Raw genomic sequence first — 17,106 nt, forward strand, 5'->3', positions numbered from 1 at the left:
CAAACGAGGCCACTGTCATTAGACCCGCACTCCCACCGCTTCGCAGGTCAGGGCAGTCGAGGCAGCACATCCCTGGCCGTGTGACTGAGGATCCGCAGATCCTCCGCGAACCGCGCGCGGTCCGCCTCCGGCAAGGGCTCCACGAAGTACCGCTTGATGTTCTCCAAGTGCACCTGCGCAGCGCGTACGGCCGTCTCCTCGCCCAGCGCTGTCAGCCGCACCAGCTTGCCGCGCCGGTCGCCCGGGGACTCCGCGCGCGTCACAAGTCCAGCCGTCTCCATGCGATCCACCAGCCGGGTGGCGCCGCCGGTGGTCAGGACCTGCTCTTGCGCGATCGCCCGCATGGAAAGTCCCGGCTCGCCCACCCGCCCCAGGATCAGCAGCACCTCGAAGACCAGATGACTGATGCCACACTCCACCTCGAGCGCCCGGCCAAGGATGTACTCCAGCCGGTTCGCCGCCCCCTGAAGCCGCCCGAACGCCAGGACGAGCTCGTGGTCGGCAGCCTCCTTCACCGTCCCGATCTCCGCTTGCTCATCCACGACGTCGCCACCCCCTCCTCTCACCCCAGCATCACCGTACCGATCACGCAGGGCACGGGCGGCAGAGCCGAATCGAATGGCCCGGCCGATCGGCGGCGGCCCCGGAGGCGCCATGAGCCACATGTACGGCTCTCCTGCGGGCGCGGCAGCCACGCCAACTGCCTTGCCGGCCATGCGACTCGGATCACATCGCATGCCTCCGACACAAGAACACCTGACTCGTCAGATACTCTTCAGGTGAACCGCTCGCCCCCAGCGAGCCCCATTCCCGACCGAAGAGCGAAGAGCCCTGATGAGCACGCTCGAATTTACCGTCCCCAACCTGGATTTCCCGGTCGGCGGCACGAAGTTGGTCAACATCCGGTCCCACCCGCGAACACGGCCGGCTCGCCGCCAAGGGGCCTGTTGAGCGTGCCCTGCCAGAACAGCGGCTTCGCTGTTTCCCCTCCCGCTGTCCCGGCCGGAGCGGTACGCCGCCCGTGTTCCGGGAACACCCCTGCCCCCACGCAGAAAGGGTTACCCCAGTGACCAGCCTTCCCAGTCGTCGGCGCCTCCTTGCCACCGGAGCGGGCGCCGCGCTCGGACTCGGCGCGCTCGGCGCCACCGCGACCCCCGCCGCGGCCGGCCCGGCCACAGCCGCACGCGGCGCCGGCTCCGAGGAGACCAGGAGCCTCGACGAGCTGTACCAGGACGCCCTCGCCGAAGGCGGCAAGCTCATCATCTACGCGGGCGGCGACCTCGCCAACTCCGGCAGCGGCGCCGGCGCCCGGACCGCCTTCCGCCAGCGGTTCCCGCAGATCGACCTCAACCTCATCGTGGACTACAGCAAGTACCACGACGTCCGCGTGGACAACCAGTTGGCGACCGACACCCTGGTCCCCGACGTGGTGCAGTTGCAGACGCTCCAGGACTTCACCCGCTGGAAGCGCCAGGGCCGGCTGCTGCACTACAAGCCCGCCGGCTTCAGCAAGCTGTACAAGAAGTTCCGGGACCCGGACGGTGCATGGGTGGCCGGCATGGTCATCGCCTTCAGCTACCTGTACGACGTGGCGGCGGCCGGGGCCGACGCGCCGCGGACGCCGCTGGACCTGGTCGACCCGCGTTGGAAGGGTGCCATCGCCTCCTCCTACCCGCACGACGACGACGCGGTGCTCTACCTCTTCGCCCTCTACGCGGAGACCTACGGCTGGGACTGGGTGGCCGACTTCGCCGCCCAGCAGCCGCAGTTCGCCCGCGGCACCTTCTCCCCCGGCACCGCGGTCACCAACAAGGAGAAGATCATCGGCGTCGGCGCGGGTGGCAACCCGCTCGCCACCAGCCCGAACCGCTGGATGATGACCGACGGGCACCCGTTCATGGCGTGGGGTCAGCGGATCGCGATCCTGAAGCAGGCCGCCAACCCCACGGCGGCCAAGCTCTACCTCAACTGGCAGCTGTCCACCGAGCGTCAGACCTCCAACAGCTGGTCCGTGCGCACGGACATCGCGCCGCCCACCGGCCTCAAGCCGATCTGGGAGTACCCGAACGCCAACGTGGACGGGTTCCCTCGCTTCATGGAGGACCGGGCCCAGGTCGAGCGGCTGAAGCAGACCTTCGCCCTCTACTTCGGCGAGGTCAAGGGCGACCCGACACCCGGTTGGCCGGGCCTGCACCCGGGCGCCTGACCTCCGGCAGGCCCTGTACGGGTCGGGCCCGAAAGTTCCGGACCGTATAACGACGTATCGCATCCCCACCAGCCCTTCGGCGGGTGGGGATGCCCATTGGTTCCGCCGTAGGGCCCGGACGGTCGGCGAGTTGGGTACCGGTCAGTTTCCCCAGGTTCTGCGGTGCAGCTCATGGCTCACGCCGTCGCCGAACGGGCCGTACCGGACGGCCCGTTGACCCTGCGGATAGACGTCACGACCTCCGACGTACTGCCTCCCTCCGTCACCGCCCGCGGCGCCGGCCCGGACGGGCGGGACCCGGCCGTCGGCCTCCGCCGTGGCGGTCCCGACGGCCTTCGTCTCGGGTACGAGACAGCAGCCGGCGACTTCGAGATCCTCGCCGAACTCGACGGCCGCTATCTGACCACCGAGGTCGCCGGCGGCTTCACCGGCCGTGTGTTCGGCATGTACGCCACCCGCGGCAGCGCGGCCTTCGACTGGTTCGAGCTGCGGGCTGTGTGCCGCGGCACCCGCCCGCTGCGGCCTCGCAGACCATGCTGCGCGGCCGCATCGCCCAGGACGAGCAGACCGCCACCCTCGCGGCGACGACTCCGGCGCCATGAGTGGGCATACGGCAGCCTGTTGCTGAGGCCGACACCGGGACGGCCACCGGCTGCCGACGCGGCGGTGACCGTCAGGCGTCCGTTCGGTCGTGCAGCACCAGGAGCGCGATGTCGTCGGTGCGCGGGCCGGCGGTGCCGGTCTTCCTGAGCAGGTCGTCGATGAGCAGGTCCAGGTCCCGGTCTTCGGCGTCGGCGAGGTGGTGCGCGAGGCCGGCGATGGAGTCGTCGAGGTCGACCCCCGGCGTCTCGATGAGGCCGTCGGTGTAGAAGGCGAGCATCAGACCCGGGCTGAGTGGGATCTCGGTCAGCGGGAAGTCGGCGTCGGGGTCGATTCCGAGGAGGGGTCCGGGCGGAACGACGGCGGGCCGGGTGACGCGATCGGGCAGCCGCAGGAGTGGTGGCGGATGGCCGGCGCTGGCCAGGCACACGCGTCGGCGGGTGAAGTCGAAGTGGGCGTAGAGACAGCTGGTGAAGAGCTCGGGGGCGAGGTCGGCGAGGAGCCGGTTGGTTCTGGCGAGGACCTGGTCGGGGGGCGTGCCGAGGGTCGCGTGGGCGTAGATGCCGGTGCGGACCTGGCCCATCAGAGCGGCGGCGGCGACGTTGTGTCCCTGGACGTCGCCGATGACGGCTGCGGCGGCGGTGTCGCCGAGCCGGATCAGGTCGTAGAAGTCTCCGCCGATGTCCATGCCCCGGGTCGCAGGAAGGTAGCGGGCGGCGACGCGCAGACTGTTGACCTGGGGAAGGGTGCGCGGCAGCAGTGCCTGCTGGAGGCCGTGGGCGAGCTCGTGTTTGGTGTCGTAGAGGCGGGCGCGGTCGAGGGCCTGGGCGATGAGTCCGGCGAGCGACGTCAGGACCGCGCGCTCCTCGGCGCGGAACGTGTGGGGGTGGTCGTAGGACAGGACGCAGCAGCCGACGGGCCGGCCGGAGATGATCAGCGGCAGGAAGGCCCATGCCTGCTTCCCGCTGGCCTGGGGGGCCTGGGGGTAGATACGGCGCATCTCCTCCTGGTCGGCGAAGAACGCGGGGATGCCGCTGCTGAGGGCCTGTCCGGCCGGGGTGAAGTCGGTGTCGAGGGGCAGGCCGTCGAGGCGCTCGATGGTGTGGGGGGCGTAACCGCGGTATCCGGTGATCCGCAGCCGCCCGGCGTCGGCGGTGGACAGGACCAGTCCCTGGGCGCCGAAGGCGGGCATGATCTGATCGGCGACCAGGTTGATGACGTCCTGCACCCCGACGACCTCGGTCAGTCCGGCGGCCAGGTGCGTGAGCTGGTAGAGCCGGCCCGCGCCGGCCGGTGCGACTTCGTGCGTGGACCGACTCGGCGCCGGTGCCGGATGGGGCCGCGCACCGCTGGGAACGATGCGGACGCTGATGCCGCTGGCATCCGGGTAGAGGTGGAACTCCAGCCACTGGTCCGGTGGGCGGCACGCGGTGAACGACACGGGCTCGCGGCTGATCACCGCGGCACGGTAGCGGTCCTCGTAGGTGGGGTCGTCCAGCCAGCGCAGGGACTGCCACGGCAGGGTGCCCAGCAGCCGGCCGGCTTCGCAGCCCAGCAGCTCACAGGCGCCGGAACTGAGGTAGGTGAACTGCCCCTCGAGGTTCAGCGCGCAGCTTCCGCCGGGCAGGCGCTCCGCGAAGTCGGCGGCCGCCATCGCCGGGCTGCCGGGTGGGCGAGCGGCGGGGACGACGCGAGGCCGGTCGTCGTCGGACGGGAACTTTCCCCGCTCGACGGCTTCCTCCAGCAGCCGCGCCAGACGTACGCAACTGGACGCGATGTGGCCCCGCTCGCGTCCGGTCATGTACGGCGGACGGGAGGCCGGCCACATGAGCAGCAGTGTTCCCCAGCGCCGGGCACCGGTGACCGGCGCGGCGACCAGTGCCAGCGGGTAGGGAAGCACGGCCGCGGTGCGGGGATAAGAACGGGCCATCTCCTCCTGGCTGCCCACCCATACCAGGCGGTTCTCACGCGCCGCGACGGCCACCGGTGCCGGAGCGGCCGTCGGTACCCTCGCCCACGGTTCGGCGAACTCCGCCGGCGCCCCGCACAGCACGTCCAGCCGCAACAGCCGCTCATCCGAGGTGAGCAGGTACAGAGCACCGATCGACGCGCCGGTTCGACGCACCGTCTCCGCGAACACGGCATCCAGATCGTCGCTGTCGACGGCGGCCGGACAGCCCGCGCTGGTCACGAGGCACCTCCAGCATCGTGGCGGGGATCCGGGACGGCCGGGTCGGTCCTGCGTACCCGAGACTGCCCCTATGAGGACGCTACGCCCATGGCGCCCCTGTCGGTTAGTCGGGCGGTCGCCCGGGCACCCGGGTCACATCCCCGGCGGCGGCGACCAGGGGATGAGGGGACGAGGAGAGACAGTGACGACCGGCCCACTCCACGATGACGAGCGACACAAACTCGACGAGATGGAACGCGCCCTGCGCCGCGACCGCCGTCTCGAACGGCGGATGCGCAGGCTGGGCCGGCGTCGGCGCCCCCTGTTGGCCCGTATCACCCACTACCGGCCGCACCCGTGGACCGTCGCGGTGCTGCTGGCGATCTCCGTCGGACTCGTGGCGGCAGGCATCGACACCTCGGAGCCGGCGGTGATCTGGGCCTTCGCCGCTCTGTGGCCCGTGACGCTGTATGCGGGGTTCAGGCTGTTGTGCGGGTGGAGGGAGCGCTGAGCCGACGTCGGCGGAGGCGGTGTTTGCTGTGGGGCCGAACGGACACTCGGAAATCCTTGACGTGACGGGGTGTAGGACGAACCGGACCGTGAACGGGCCGGACGCAGAAAGAAGATGAACCGCTGTGACCGGGGAAGTCAGGAAGACGATCACTGTCAGCCGACCTGAGACGGGCTGGGCGCAGGCCCGCCGACTGCGTGGGCAGGCCATACGCACCTGCGTGCGCGCGACGATCGACAGCGACACGGCGCAGCTGCGGGACGGGGCCGACGCGAACGTCGTACGGGGCGAGGACTGAGCCCCTGCCCTCTGACTTCGGCCCTCTCGAAGCCTGCGTATTCCGCCACGCGACGGCTCGCCCATGAGGTCGCCCCCTCGCGTGTGCCGGCTTCGGACCGTGTCCGCTTGAGTGTGCCAAGAGCGGGTGGAACGGTGGCGCGGAGCGGACGGGGAGGTGAGGGGTATGCCGGGTGACGGCCCGGGGGACGGAGACTCCGGGCAGGAGCCGGACGTCGAGCGTGCTCGTATCGCCCAGGGCTGGTCACCCGCAGTATGGCCCCCGCCGCCGTGGTCGAGGCCCAGCCCCGGAAGTGACCTCTCCGCTCAGGTGCGGGTTCCGTCACGGAGCAGGCGCACCACGGCTTGCTCGACGGGCCCGTGCGTGGCGGGGATGCCGTACGGGCACTCCTCACCCAGATATGGCAGCGCTTCGGCGATCGTCACCCCTTCTTCGTAGAGTTCGATCACGCGCGGGTTGATGTACGAGGCCCGGCAGACCGCGGGCGTGTTGCCGAGAAAGTCGGCCACCTCCCGCGCCGCGCGGGCGATGGCACGGCGGCGCGCGGTCTCACTGCGTGCGACGGGCTGGGAGACCGCGAGGGCCACGGCCGCCATGACGGTGGCGTGCCAGGTACGGAAGTCCTTGGCGGAGATGTCCAGACCGGACACGTCCTTGAGGTACGCGTTGACCTCGTCGCCGCTCACGTCGTGCCAGGCACGCCGCTCCCAGTAGGCCAGCAGCCGGTCACCGCCGCCCCGGCGCCGCATCAGCGCCGTCAGGCTCCGGCAGGTGGCGGGGTCGATGACACTCTGGACGAGCTCCTGGCCGGCCTTGCCGGTGTAGGTGAACACGACGGCGCCGGCCCGGCAGCGAGAGTGCTCGCGCAGCAGCGTCGTCAGGCCGTAGCTGTGGTTGAGTTCGGTGTAGCGGTCGCTGCCGATGCGGAAGCATCCGAGGTCGAGCAGGCGTACGGCGGTGGCGAGGACCCTGCGGCGCGTCAGTCCCCGCTCGTTCAAGTGCCCCTCGACCACGGCCCGTAGGGCGGGCAGGGCCTCTGCGACATCCAGCACGTGCCCGTGCTTGGCCTGCTCCTGTGCGGCGCGGAACCGCGGATGGTAGAGGTACTGGCGGCGCCCGGCGGCGTCCGTACCGACGGCCTGCAGATGTCCGTTGGCCCCGGTGGCAGATCCACACATCCCGCCAGGCCGGCGGAATGACCAGCGCCCGAATCCGCTCCAACTCCTGCCGGTCGCGCAGCGCTTGACCCGTGGAGTCGTAGTAGCGGAAGCCACGGCCGTGGCGTCGACGTCTGTACCCGGGCTCGGTAGGCCGGCTGTGGTGGAAACGCAACCCCAACCCCCCTCGTCAGCCTTCCCTGGCGAGGAAGGTCTCTCTTCCGGTACCCACACCCGTATATCAGGGGCGCCGCCAGGCGTCGTCGGTCAGATGGCTGCCGGCCTGCGGTCCCATCCGCAGCATGCCGCCGTCCACCGCCCAGGAGGCGCCCGTGACGTACGACGCGCCGGGGCCGGCGAGGAAGGCGATCACGGCCGCGACCTCCCGGGCATCGCCGGGGCGCCCCAGCGGCACGCCCGGCCGTCGCTCGGCGGTGACGTCCGTGTCCTCCTGTCCGGTCATGGGAGTGGCGATCTCGCCCGGAGCCACGGCGTTCACGGTGATTTCGTGTTCGGCCAGTTCCAGCGCCATGACCTGCGTGAGCAGTCCGAGACCGCCCTTGGCCGCGCAGTACGGCGCCGCGCCGACCCGGGGCTGGTGCTCGTGGACGCTGGTGACGTTGATGATCCGGCCGCCGCCGCCCTGAGCGATCATGCGGTGGGCGGCGCGCTGAGCGCACAGGAAGGGCCCCACCAGATCGACGTCGACGACCTGGCGCACGGTGCTGAGATCCAGGTCGAGGAACGGGGTCATGGTCCCCGTCCCGGAGTTGTTGACCAGCACGTCGATCCTGCCCAGCCGCTCGGCCAGCCGGTCTATGACCTCGGCGGCCTCGGGCAGCCGGGTGAGATCCAACTGCTCGATCTCGGCCCGGCGCCCTGCCGCGCGTACCTCGTCCGCCGTCCGCTGTGCCCCTTCGCGATCGCTGTGCCAGGTGACACCGATGTCCATGCCGGCTTCGGCCAGCCGGACAGCGGTGGCACGGCCGATCCCGGAGTCGGACCCGGTGATCAGTGCCACGGGGGCGGCAGGAGAGTCGGGAGCGGGGTGCTGCGGTTCCATGGCGACTCCAAATGATGGTCGTTGCTCCGAGAACGAGCCGACAGGCCCCACGGCGGATCCGGCGGTGGCCGGGAGCCATGCCTGCCACTCCAACTCCCCGGCACGGACCCCGTGTTCACCCCTCGGCACGGTTTCCCGACTTCGGCGCCACGGGTCAGAGGGTCGAACCGGGATTCCCAGGCCGGATGCGTCCTCGCCAGGCGCCCGTTTCACCCCCGTGCTGCTCGATGTAGTCCTTGAAGCGGCGCAGGTCTCCCTTGACCCGGCGGTCGATCATGCCGAGCGCGTCCGCGCCCTTCTCCGCGACTCCGGTGGGCTCGACGTCCATGGTGAGTTCCACGCGCGTGTGCGTGTCGTCCAGCTGCTCGAACCTGACCGATCCACGCTGCCGGGTCTCGCCGTCGACGGTCCGCCAGGTGATCCGGTCGTCCGGCAACTGGTCGACGATCTCGGTGTCGAACTCACGCCGCACCCCGCCGACACTCGTCACCCAGTGGTTGTGCCGGTCGTCGAGCTGCCGCACCTCCTCGACGCCCTCCATGAAGCGCGGGAACTCCTCGAACTGCGTCCACTGGTTGTAGGCCGTGTGGAGCGGCACCTCGACGTCGACTGCTTCCTTCACCGTGCTCATCGTTTCTCCTCACTGGCGTTCGTCGCGCGCGGAGCCCAGCGGCCCCACGCGTCCGCACGACGCCGGGTACCCGGGCCCGAGGCATGAAGACCTGCATACCGGGGCGAATCCCTCATCGGCTAGGGGCGTCAGTCCTGGACAAGTTGATCGGCGAGGCGATGCGCCTGGGCCAACAGCGTTCCGTACGTCACCAGCGCGTCCGGATCGTCGGACACGGCTTCCGGCAGCCGCACGCGGAATTCGCCGAGCCTGCGGTGGAGTTCCCCGACCGCCTCACGCAGTTGCTCCGCGGCGGAGTCCTCACGGCCGCTCGGGGCGAACCGGGCCTGGCTGTAGAGCCGGACGGCGCGGGCCGTGTGCCGTAGGAAATCCGCGTAGGTGCGAGTGAGCTCCGTGACCGGCAGAGCCGCCTTCCCACCGGCCGCGGTCTCCCCCACCGTCCGGGTCACGCCCGCGGTATGGACAGCGACGTAGTCGAGCACCGCGAGCACGTCCGAGTACACCGTGTCGTCGGGGGAAGAAGTCCGCCCTCCTCGGCGCGCACGCGGGTTGACGCGCACGCTTTCACGGCCCCAGCCGATGGCCGACCGGGCCTGGTCGACCAGGCGGCCCAGACGGAGCGCACGCTCGTGCCACTCTCCGGCCTGATGGCCGTCCCACTCACCGGAGGCCAACCCGTCGGCGACCGCCTCCAGGATCTCCTGAGCCTCACAGGCCGCGTCCTGAAGTGCCGCCCTGGCGTCCCGCAGGTACACCGGGGGCCGAATCAGCGCGTTGACCACGACGCCGACCAACGCCCCGAAGAGCGCCTCCGCGATACGGGCGCCCGACGACGTGATGCTGACCGGGCCACCGGTCAGCACGAAGAGCGCACCGGTGGCGGCATAGATCCCCTGACTGCCCAGACGCCGCCACTGCCCCAGCAACAGCACTACCGGAAGGACGACGGCCATCGTGACCATCGAGCTGTTCAGCAACAACGCCACCGCTGTCGCCAGCGCCGTACCCACCGCGATCGCCGCGACCTGCTGCAGCCCGTGCGCGACCGACCGGTAGACCGTCGACTCGACGAGCACGACCGCGACCCACGGTGCCACGAACGCCATCGGCGCCTCGAGCCACCAGCCCACGACCGCCCAGGCCACCCACGCGGCCAGCGCCGCCTTGCCCGCCTGCACCACCAGATCCCGCTCACGCCCCGGACCCGTCCATGCCCGCCGCACCGCTGCTACGGCGGCCCCCGCACCGCGGCGGCCCGCCTGGCCCGCCCTACGCATCCACTCCATGACACAGCAAGTGCCACACCAGGAACGAAACGCACCCGCCAACCGTCATTTCACTCAACCTCGCCGGTCGATCGCGCGGGTGGAGGTGCGGAGACGGCGGCCGTCCGGCGGCCTACCCCTCTCCCCCGTGACGGCGTGGAGACCGGTCTCACGCGGGTACTCGGGGCCGGTGGCGGTGAAGGCGCCGCCCGAACCACGAAGGGATGGAGTGCTCCCATGACTCAGCATGTCAGCGACGTGATGACGAGCGCACCGGTGTCCGTGGAACCGCAGACCTCGGTGACGGCCGTGGCCCGGATGATGCGGGACGAGAACATCGGTGCCGTACTGGTCACCGACGGCGAACGACTGCGCGGTCTGGTCAGTGACCGCGACCTGGTGGTGCGCGCGCTGGCCGACGGCGGCGATCCGAACAACACGACGGTGGCGGACGCCTGCAGCGACGATCTGGTCACTGTGGGGCCCGACGACGACCTGAGCCGCGCCGTGGACATGATGCGTGAGCACGCCGTGCGCCGGATACCGGTCGTGGACCAGGAGCAGCACGCGGTGGGCATCGTCTCCCTCGCCGACCTGGCCATCGAACGCGACCCGGAATCGGCGCTCGGCGACATCAGCGCCGCCAGGCCCAATACGTAACGCCCGCCTCGAACCGATCCGGCGAGAGGGACCGTTTCGCCACGGATCGGCCGGGAAACCCGGATCTTCCTCGTTCGTTGCGAAGGTGAGGACAGTGACCGGACAGCACGACGAACTGCCGATCCCGACAGCGACGCCATGAGAGCGAACACGCCAACCGTGCCATGGTGATGCGGCTTCCGGAGGCCAGGCTCGACCGGCCGCCCGCCGACACCACCGCGTCCTCGGACGGAGGACACGGCGGCCCCATGACACCGGACCCGCCCCGAGGCGGGTCGAAGGTCACCCCGCAGACGGCCGCTCCGCCCCTGCACGCGCCGCCGCACGGCACACCTGATCAGCCGGCCAAGCCCAAGGCCAACCGGACGTAGCCGGCCTGGAGCCGAGAGGACATGCGCCATGGCGACTCCTGACCCCGAACCGAGGCGAACCCCAGGGCTCGAACCAGGCGGCGGAGTGTCGCCCGGGGAGACTCCACCCGCCGAGGGCGGCACCCACGGCATCTCCCATCCGGAGCCGCCCGAGCTGCGCAAGGGATGGGGAGCGATGCCGCTCACCTTGATCATGGTGGTGGTGGCGCTGGTGGCAGTCGGGCTGATCGCCATGATGGTGGCCCTGATCGCGTGACGCTTCCCGACGCTCCCGGCCGGCACAGCCGGGAGCGTCGGGACTGCTGCTTGTCGACCCTTCTCGTCCCTCACAGTGGACGAATGTCCGCCACCGACCATCCAAGATTTCCTGAATTCAGGATTCGCTGTACTGTCGTGATGTGCTGACCGTTGCCTCCGACATCGACGTGCTGGCCCGCTTCGGCCGCGCGCTCGCCGATCCCATCCGCTGCCGCATCCTGCTCTCGCTGCGCCAGGCACCGGCCTATCCGGCCGACCTCGCCGACCAGCTCGGCATCTCGCGCACCCGGCTCTCCAACCACCTGGCCTGTCTGCGCGACTGCGGCCTGGTGGTCACCGTGCCCGACGGCCGGCGCTCCCGCTACGAACTCGCCGACGAACGGTTCGGCCACGCCCTGGACCACCTGCGCGCCGCGGTCGTCGCGGTGGAGGCGGACAAGACCTGCCCCGACGCGGACAGGGACGGCTGCTGCTGATGACCGCGACATCCCTCGGACCCTCCCCGGCCCGCCGCGAGACACTCGCCCGGCGGATACGGCTGCTGGTCGGCGCGACGATCATCTACAACGTCGTCGAGGCCGTCGCGGCCCTGACGGCGGGCACGATCGCCTCGTCCACCGCACTGATCGGCTTCGGCCTGGACTCCGTCATCGAGGTCTCCTCCGCCGCCGCGGTCGCCTGGCAGTTCTCCGCCCGCGACCACGCGGTCCGTGAAGCCCGGGAGCACACCACGCTGCGGATCATCGCGGTCTCCTTCTTCGTGCTCGCCGCCTACGTGACCACCGACGCCGTCCGCGCGCTGACCGGTACGGGCGAGGCCGAGCCCTCCCTGCCGGGCATCCTCCTCGCCGCCCTCTCTCTGGCGGTGATGCCGTTCCTGTCCGCCGCCCAGCGGCGCGCCGGACGGGAACTCGGCTCCGCCTCCGCCGTCGCCGACTCCAAACAGACGCTGCTGTGCACCTACCTCTCGGCGGTGCTCCTGGCCGGCCTGGTCCTCAACGCCGCTCTCGGCTGGTCCTGGGCCGACCCCTTCGCCGCCCTCGCCATCGCCGCCCTCGCCGTCAAGGAGGGCCGCGACGCCTGGCAGGGCAAAGGCTGCTGCGCCCCGGCAACCGCACCCGCGACCACCTCGCCGAGCGACGACGTGGACGCGTGCGGCTGTGGAGCCGACTGCGCATGCTGTTCGTGAACAGCTCGTTGCGGACCGCCCTCAGTACCTTCCGGGGCACTGATACTGGCCAGGCAATCGATCAACAGGAGCAGCGGTGGACTGGACATGGGCGGGAGGGCTGGTCGCGGGCCTGCTGATCGCGACCGTGACCGCCCCGGTGGGGGTGTCCGGAGCGGTGTTCCTCCTCCCCATCCAGCTGAGTGTCTTCGGCGTGCCCAATCCCGCGGTCACCCCGACCAATCTGCTGTACAACGTCGTCGCCGGACCAGGAGCCCTGTGGCGCTACCGGCGCGACGGGGCGCTGCGCGGCGACCTCGCCCGGCGTCTGGTGCTGGGCACCCTGCCGGGTGTCGTCCTCGGCGCCGCCATCCGCGTCTTCGCCCTCCCCGGCCCGGGCGTCTTCCGGCTCCTGATCGCCGCCCTGCTGCTGCCGCTCGGCCTGTGGCTGTGCCTGCGCGCCCTCACCCCGGCTCGTCACCGGCCGCCGCCCGCAGGCGAGTTGAGCCCACGCGCACTCACCGGCCTCGCCCTGGCGGTCGGAGTGGTCGGCGGTATCTACGGCATCGGCGGCGGCTCCCTCCTCGGACCGATCCTCGTCGGACGCGGCCTGCCCGTCGCCCGCGTCGCCCCGGCCGCACTCGCCGCCACGTTCGCCACCTCCGTCGTCGGCGCCACCGCCTACGCGCTGCTCTCCTTCGTCAGCTCCGCGGACGTCGCCCCCGACTGGTGGCTCGGACTCGCCTGCGGCACCGGCGGACTGATCGGCGGCTACCTCGGCGCCCGTCTCCAACCTCGTCTGCCTGAACAGGTTCTACGGCTCCTGCTCGGCGCCCTCGCCGCGGGCCTCGGCGCTCTGTACGCGGTCCAGACCCTGAACTGATGCCGGTCCAGGGGACGATCCGCCCGCCATCTCCGAACCTGCGCCGCGAGCGGGGTTCTTTCTCGCGGGTCACGGTTTCCTCGGTCACGCACACAAGAGTGCCTGGCCAGGTCCTGTTCCGATCTTCCTGAGCGCTCTCCGCCCCCGGCACCGGGCGGGCTCCAACCCGGCCCGGGGACGAGCTCATGCCGAGGCGCCGGCTGGAGCCGCATCGCCGACAACGCGGCTCCAGCCTCTGCCTTCCGGTGCGGCGCGACTCCCGCAGCGCCGACGCCGGAGAGCATCCCGCACGAGGACCTTTGCGAGGGGAGCTCGGTCCTCGCACTTCGGCCGCCGCCGCAGGCGCGGCGGCGGCCGGATACTGAAAGCCTCCCACCACCACCGCGCCCTGTCTGCCATGTCGGCAAACCGGCCCCCAGCCCGCCCCTGGCCCGCTCCGGTATCGGGCCAGGACGAAGGCCGCACAGCAGCGGCGACCGCGTCCGTGCTGGTCAGCCTGGCGGCCGGGGCTCCACCTCGTTCACCACCTGGGCGGCCATGCGCAGGCAGATCACGGGGAGTTCGGGGGCGTCGCGGATCCAGTCCTCGGTGTCGACGCCGGCCACCACTCCTGCCGTCCACAGGGTCGCCAGCAGGCGGGTGGCCAGGTCGCGCTCGGCTCCCGTGGCCGTGGGAGCCTGACGACGGACGGCGACGGTCGCCTGCTCGATCAGGGACGGCTCCAGCAGCCACCGGATCCCGGCCCCGGCCCCGGCCTCCACAAGGAAACCCGCATAGATCGCCATGAAGATGCGCGCGGTGTCGGACTCCTTCTCCAGACCGACCCGGGCCTGCTCGGTGAACTGCGAGATCAGGCCCAGGTGGTCACTCAGATGACTCGACGGCGTCCCACGGCTTCGCCGTCGCTCGCCATTAGTCATGTCCGCACCATCCCGGCGTCAAGAGCTCTTCCCGAGCTCGGGCCGGCCCCGCCCTTCAGTGGAAGGCCCGCCGACGGTCAGAGCCTGCTCAACGCTGTCATGGACCGCCAGCACCCCGGTCAGACCCACGATGCGCAACACCGCGTGAGGCCATCTGCGCGACACCACCACCCGCACCGCGATCCCCTGCTCACCCGCCTGCTGCCGCAGGTCCTCCAGCACCGCCACCCCGGCCATGGTCAGGAACGGGGCAGCGGCCCAGTCCACGACCACCGCGGCCACGCCGTCCGGCGAGGAGGGGCTGAAGTGGGTGCGGCACAACGACCGCAGGTCCCGCCGGAGCAGTTCAGCGTTGCCGATGTCCACCTCCGGGGGCATCTCCACGATCAGACAGTCCTGCCGGATGGACGTTCGAAGCGTCATGAGGACCGCCTCCGCACTGCCGTTGCCTCTGCACAAGTGCCGTCTCAAGGCACAACAGCAGTATGCCCATCCGAAATCGCGATTTCAGCCGACTTGAGCCAGAGAAAGGGACCGAGACGTTCCCGCACACCAACACGGCGGCCGCTCAGCGCAAACCGGACAGCACTGCCACGGCCGTAGCCCGCCCGTGGACGGGCACTCCACGCGGGCCGCCCGATCGGTCAGCCGGTCACGTGCCCACAGCAGTGCGGGACGGGACGCAGGCGGTCAGCTCCGCACGGCCGAACAACAGGGCGTAGCCGGAAGGGAGTTGGGCGAGGATGCGGTTGAGGAGTTCCTCGCCGGCGAGCTGGGCCACGATGCGCAGGACGGTGCCGGTGTCCCAGCGTGTGGTGGCCAGACTGCCGCCGGTGCGTGACGCCAGCTCCTTGACGAAGCCCCAGCCGGTGAGGGGTTCGGTGGCGGGGATCTGGGAGGTGAACGTGACAGCGGCCTCGTACGGCAGTCGGGCCGCGAGTTCCACGCGTTCATCGCCCGTGAGCTGACGTCCGAAGGCGTCCAGCACGGCGCGCACGGCCTGTTCGGCCTGGGCGCGGGTGGCATAGGCGCCTTCGTAGCGCACTTGTTCCAGCATCTGCTCGAACGTGACACCCGTGATGCCCGGTAGTTGCTGGTCGATCATCGCTGACGCGGTTGCCTTTCTCGTCGAGGATGGTTCGCCGGTGAGCGGCGCAAAATCCCCCGCCCCCGGTCTCGGCGTCGCCTGGGCGGAGGAGTGCGGCTGCCGGTGCTAGACGCGCTGAGGGTGGCCGAACAACAGGTCATAACCCGCCGGGAGTTGGAGCAGTATGCGGCGGGTGAGCTCATCGCCCGCCGCATCGGCGGCCACGCTGAGCACGGCGCTCACGTCCCAGGCGGCGGTCTGTTCGGTCGCTCCCTCGATCCATGCCGCGGTGGCCCTCACGAACCGCTCGGGGGACAGCGGCTCGCGCGCCTGGAGCGGGTTGACCAGGATGAGCGCCAGCTCCTCCGGCAGCCGTGCGGCCAGTTCCGCTCTCACCTCGCCCACCACGTGCGCACCCAGCATCGCCAACACCGTGCGGGCGGCCCGCGCGGCTTCCTCGGTGCTCTCGTATCCGCCGCGTTCCTTGACGTGGTCGAGGAACGCCTCCCATCGCATCACCATTGCTGCTCCCGTGCCTGTGTGTGGGCGGCGAACGGAGGACGGGGCCGCTCACGGGGAGGCCGTCCCCGTCCTCCGGTGCGGCCGGAAGGGGTTCAGCCGCTGATCTCCTTGCGCGTGGACCCGCCACCGATGGTGATCTTGCGGGGCTTGGCGCGCTCGGCGATCGGGATACGCAGGGTCAGCACCCCCGCGTCGTAGTCCGCCTTGATGTGCTCGGTGTCCAGGCTGTCGGCGAGTACGACCTGGCGGGAGAAGACGCCCAGCGGCCGCTCGGAGAGCTCCATCTGGACGTCGTCCGCCTTGTTGACGGGACGGCGCTCGGCCTTGACAGTCAGCATGTTCCGCTCGACGTCGATGTCGATCGCGTCCGAGGCCACACCGGGCAGGTCGAAGGCGATCACGTACTCCTCGCCCTCACGGTAGGCGTCCATCGGCATCGCCGACGGCCGCGACCAGGTGCCGTTCGTGTTCAGGAGCTGCTGGGTGAGCCGGTCGAGCTCACGGAAAGGGTCGGTACGCATCAACATCGTCAAACACCTCCAGCGTTCGGATCAGGCACTGTGCCAATGCGTTCACCTGCCATCGTTGTAACATGTCATCCAAACGATGACAAGTTCTGAGTCATCGAAAGGATGACATGACTGTGGAGGCCCGATGACCAGGGATGATGAGCCCACCCCCCGCGCCCACGGCCTCTCGCCGGCATCGTTCCTCGCCGCCGCGACAGCGCTGGACACGATCCACGAGGCCCTGCACACCGCACAGACCGGACAGGACGGCGCGCCCCCTGAGTCCGATCAGAGCGGTTCCGAGCGGGCACTCGCCGTGCTCCTGCTGCTGCGCGAGGCACGCGAGCAACTCGCCGAGTGGGAACCGGGCCTGATCGAAGCCGCACGGGAGGCCGGCGCCAGCTGGGCCGACCTCGCCCACCCGCTCGGCGTCTCCAGCCGCCAGGCTGCCGAACGCCGCTACCTGCGCGTTCGCCCGGGAACGCCGGGGTCCACGGGCGAGCAGCGGGTGACAGCCACCCGCGACCGCCGCGCCGCCGACCGCACCGTCACCGCCTGGGCCCGCGCCAACGCCGCCACCCTGCGCCGGCTCGCCGGTCAGATCACGGCGCTCACCGATCTCCCCGCCGCCGCCCGGACCCCGCTGGCCGCACTCAACGCGGCTCTCGCCGACAACGACCCGGCTGCCCTCGTCGCCCCTCTGACGGACGCGCACCCCTACCTGGCAGGCCACCCCGGCCTCGCCGCCCGTGTCGACGACCTCACCCACCACACCGGCCGACTCCGCCGACGCAGCGAAGACCAGCGCCGTAACCGCGCCTGACCCG

General features: G+C 70.8%; 20 protein-coding genes and 2 pseudogenes. 11 read left to right on the plus strand and 11 right to left on the minus strand.

Translation table 11 applies throughout. From position 1 onward, the window contains the following. Window positions 1–47 precede the first annotated feature (47 nt). Complete coding sequence (locus OG381_RS04095; RefSeq protein ID WP_327714705.1) at window positions 48–542, minus strand: MarR family winged helix-turn-helix transcriptional regulator; 495 nt, start codon at window positions 540–542, stop codon at window positions 48–50. 524 nt (window positions 543–1,066) lie between these two features. On the opposite strand from OG381_RS04095, the gene OG381_RS04100 reads away from it, so the two are divergent. Together OG381_RS04100 and OG381_RS04105 are read left to right on the plus strand one after the other, a co-directional pair. Beyond that, on the plus strand, window positions 1,067–2,206 hold the full coding sequence (locus OG381_RS04100) for an ABC transporter substrate-binding protein (protein ID WP_327714706.1): 1,140 nt from the start codon (window positions 1,067–1,069) through the stop codon (window positions 2,204–2,206). Window positions 2,207–2,377: 171 nt separating this feature from the next. Continuing rightward, window positions 2,378–2,683, plus strand: a pseudogene (locus OG381_RS04105) (glycoside hydrolase family 43 protein); the annotation flags it as partial. A gap of 196 nt (window positions 2,684–2,879) precedes the next feature. On the opposite strand, the gene OG381_RS04110 reads toward OG381_RS04105, so the two are convergent. Further along, the gene (locus OG381_RS04110) at window positions 2,880–4,997 is read right to left on the minus strand and encodes a SpoIIE family protein phosphatase (protein WP_327714707.1); all 2,118 of its coding nucleotides are present in this window, start codon (window positions 4,995–4,997) and stop codon (window positions 2,880–2,882) included. Between the two features lie 181 nt (window positions 4,998–5,178). Between OG381_RS04110 and OG381_RS04115 the strand changes: the two genes are divergently transcribed. Next, window positions 5,179–5,487 carry a DUF3040 domain-containing protein gene (locus OG381_RS04115; RefSeq protein ID WP_327714708.1) on the plus strand — a complete coding sequence of 103 codons (309 nt, stop codon included), beginning with the start codon at window positions 5,179–5,181 and terminating at the stop codon, window positions 5,485–5,487. A gap of 124 nt (window positions 5,488–5,611) precedes the next feature. After that, entirely contained in the window at window positions 5,612–5,785 is a 174-nt protein-coding gene (locus OG381_RS04120) for a hypothetical protein (RefSeq protein ID WP_327714709.1), read from the plus strand. Window positions 5,786–6,090: 305 nt separating this feature from the next. Here the strand turns inward: OG381_RS04120 and OG381_RS04125 are convergent. From OG381_RS04125 to OG381_RS04140, 4 genes and pseudogenes are all read right to left on the minus strand, one after another. Beyond that, window positions 6,091–7,117 (minus strand): annotated as a pseudogene (locus tag OG381_RS04125) (DNA topoisomerase IB). Window positions 7,118–7,183: 66 nt separating this feature from the next. Then, the gene (locus OG381_RS04130; protein ID WP_327714710.1) at window positions 7,184–8,005 is read right to left on the minus strand and encodes an SDR family oxidoreductase; all 822 of its coding nucleotides are present in this window, start codon (window positions 8,003–8,005) and stop codon (window positions 7,184–7,186) included. A 154-nt stretch (window positions 8,006–8,159) separates the two neighbouring features. Next, window positions 8,160–8,636: an SRPBCC family protein gene (locus OG381_RS04135; RefSeq protein WP_327714711.1), complete on the minus strand. Its 477-nt coding sequence runs from the start codon at window positions 8,634–8,636 to the stop codon at window positions 8,160–8,162. Between the two features lie 128 nt (window positions 8,637–8,764). Beyond that, window positions 8,765–9,922: an FUSC family protein gene (locus tag OG381_RS04140; protein WP_443061867.1), complete on the minus strand. Its 1,158-nt coding sequence runs from the start codon at window positions 9,920–9,922 to the stop codon at window positions 8,765–8,767. A 216-nt stretch (window positions 9,923–10,138) separates the two neighbouring features. Between OG381_RS04140 and OG381_RS04145 the strand changes: the two genes are divergently transcribed. From OG381_RS04145 to OG381_RS04170, 6 genes are all read left to right on the plus strand, one after another. Then, on the plus strand, window positions 10,139–10,561 hold the full coding sequence (locus OG381_RS04145; RefSeq protein ID WP_327714713.1) for a CBS domain-containing protein: 423 nt from the start codon (window positions 10,139–10,141) through the stop codon (window positions 10,559–10,561). Window positions 10,562–10,731: 170 nt separating this feature from the next. Continuing rightward, window positions 10,732–10,932: a hypothetical protein gene (locus tag OG381_RS04150; RefSeq protein WP_327714714.1), complete on the plus strand. Its 201-nt coding sequence runs from the start codon at window positions 10,732–10,734 to the stop codon at window positions 10,930–10,932. 28 nt (window positions 10,933–10,960) lie between these two features. Continuing rightward, window positions 10,961–11,188: a DUF6480 family protein gene (locus OG381_RS04155; protein ID WP_307035515.1), complete on the plus strand. Its 228-nt coding sequence runs from the start codon at window positions 10,961–10,963 to the stop codon at window positions 11,186–11,188. A gap of 142 nt (window positions 11,189–11,330) precedes the next feature. Further along, a complete protein-coding gene (locus OG381_RS04160) occupies window positions 11,331–11,666 on the plus strand; it encodes an ArsR/SmtB family transcription factor (protein WP_327714715.1) in 336 nt (111 codons plus the stop codon). Then, complete coding sequence (locus tag OG381_RS04165) at window positions 11,666–12,379, plus strand: cation transporter (protein ID WP_327714716.1); 714 nt, start codon at window positions 11,666–11,668, stop codon at window positions 12,377–12,379. The genes OG381_RS04160 and OG381_RS04165 overlap by 1 nt, the downstream gene beginning before the upstream one ends. A gap of 76 nt (window positions 12,380–12,455) precedes the next feature. After that, window positions 12,456–13,241, plus strand: coding sequence for a sulfite exporter TauE/SafE family protein (locus tag OG381_RS04170; RefSeq protein ID WP_327714717.1), 786 nt, complete (start codon window positions 12,456–12,458; stop codon window positions 13,239–13,241). A gap of 491 nt (window positions 13,242–13,732) precedes the next feature. On the opposite strand, the gene OG381_RS04175 is transcribed toward OG381_RS04170, so the two are convergent. From OG381_RS04175 to OG381_RS04195, 5 genes are all read right to left on the minus strand, one after another. Continuing rightward, window positions 13,733–14,161: a hypothetical protein gene (locus OG381_RS04175; RefSeq protein ID WP_327714718.1), complete on the minus strand. Its 429-nt coding sequence runs from the start codon at window positions 14,159–14,161 to the stop codon at window positions 13,733–13,735. 18 nt (window positions 14,162–14,179) lie between these two features. Continuing rightward, on the minus strand, window positions 14,180–14,584 hold the full coding sequence (locus OG381_RS04180; protein WP_327714719.1) for an STAS domain-containing protein: 405 nt from the start codon (window positions 14,582–14,584) through the stop codon (window positions 14,180–14,182). 229 nt (window positions 14,585–14,813) lie between these two features. Continuing rightward, window positions 14,814–15,266, minus strand: coding sequence for a DUF2267 domain-containing protein (locus tag OG381_RS04185; RefSeq protein ID WP_327714721.1), 453 nt, complete (start codon window positions 15,264–15,266; stop codon window positions 14,814–14,816). A 108-nt stretch (window positions 15,267–15,374) separates the two neighbouring features. Next, window positions 15,375–15,770, minus strand: a complete 396-nt coding sequence (locus OG381_RS04190; protein ID WP_327714722.1) for a DUF2267 domain-containing protein — start codon at window positions 15,768–15,770, stop codon at window positions 15,375–15,377. A 92-nt stretch (window positions 15,771–15,862) separates the two neighbouring features. After that, window positions 15,863–16,297 carry an Hsp20/alpha crystallin family protein gene (locus tag OG381_RS04195; protein WP_327714723.1) on the minus strand — a complete coding sequence of 145 codons (435 nt, stop codon included), beginning with the start codon at window positions 16,295–16,297 and terminating at the stop codon, window positions 15,863–15,865. Between the two features lie 127 nt (window positions 16,298–16,424). Here OG381_RS04195 and OG381_RS04200 point away from each other — a divergent pair, with 127 nt between their 5' ends. After that, window positions 16,425–17,102, plus strand: a complete 678-nt coding sequence (locus OG381_RS04200) for a type III effector protein (protein ID WP_327714724.1) — start codon at window positions 16,425–16,427, stop codon at window positions 17,100–17,102. Window positions 17,103–17,106 lie beyond the last annotated feature (4 nt).

The sequence above is a fragment of the Streptomyces sp. NBC_00490 genome (assembly GCF_036013645.1).
Lineage (GTDB): Bacteria > Actinomycetota > Actinomycetes > Streptomycetales > Streptomycetaceae > Streptomyces > Streptomyces canus_F.

Excerpts from the sequence above, each read along its gene's own strand:
- OG381_RS04190 (WP_327714722.1), bottom strand. The coding sequence starts at position 15,770 with ATGGTGATGCGATGGGAGGCGTTCCTCGACCACGTCAAGGAACGCGGC.
- OG381_RS04155 (WP_307035515.1), top strand. The coding sequence starts at position 10,961 with ATGGCGACTCCTGACCCCGAACCGAGGCGAACCCCAGGGCTCGAACCA.
- OG381_RS04140 (WP_443061867.1), bottom strand. The coding sequence starts at position 9,922 with ATGGAGTGGATGCGTAGGGCGGGCCAGGCGGGCCGCCGCGGTGCGGGG.
- OG381_RS04175 (WP_327714718.1), bottom strand. The coding sequence starts at position 14,161 with ATGACTAATGGCGAGCGACGGCGAAGCCGTGGGACGCCGTCGAGTCAT.
- OG381_RS04130 (WP_327714710.1), bottom strand. The coding sequence starts at position 8,005 with ATGGAACCGCAGCACCCCGCTCCCGACTCTCCTGCCGCCCCCGTGGCA.
- OG381_RS04145 (WP_327714713.1), top strand. The coding sequence starts at position 10,139 with ATGACTCAGCATGTCAGCGACGTGATGACGAGCGCACCGGTGTCCGTG.
- OG381_RS04195 (WP_327714723.1), bottom strand. The coding sequence starts at position 16,297 with ATGTTGATGCGTACCGACCCTTTCCGTGAGCTCGACCGGCTCACCCAG.
- OG381_RS04200 (WP_327714724.1), top strand. The coding sequence starts at position 16,425 with ATGACCAGGGATGATGAGCCCACCCCCCGCGCCCACGGCCTCTCGCCG.
- OG381_RS04165 (WP_327714716.1), top strand. The coding sequence starts at position 11,666 with ATGACCGCGACATCCCTCGGACCCTCCCCGGCCCGCCGCGAGACACTC.
- OG381_RS04150 (WP_327714714.1), top strand. The coding sequence starts at position 10,732 with ATGCGGCTTCCGGAGGCCAGGCTCGACCGGCCGCCCGCCGACACCACC.
- OG381_RS04180 (WP_327714719.1), bottom strand. The coding sequence starts at position 14,584 with ATGACGCTTCGAACGTCCATCCGGCAGGACTGTCTGATCGTGGAGATG.
- OG381_RS04135 (WP_327714711.1), bottom strand. The coding sequence starts at position 8,636 with ATGAGCACGGTGAAGGAAGCAGTCGACGTCGAGGTGCCGCTCCACACG.
- OG381_RS04185 (WP_327714721.1), bottom strand. The coding sequence starts at position 15,266 with ATGATCGACCAGCAACTACCGGGCATCACGGGTGTCACGTTCGAGCAG.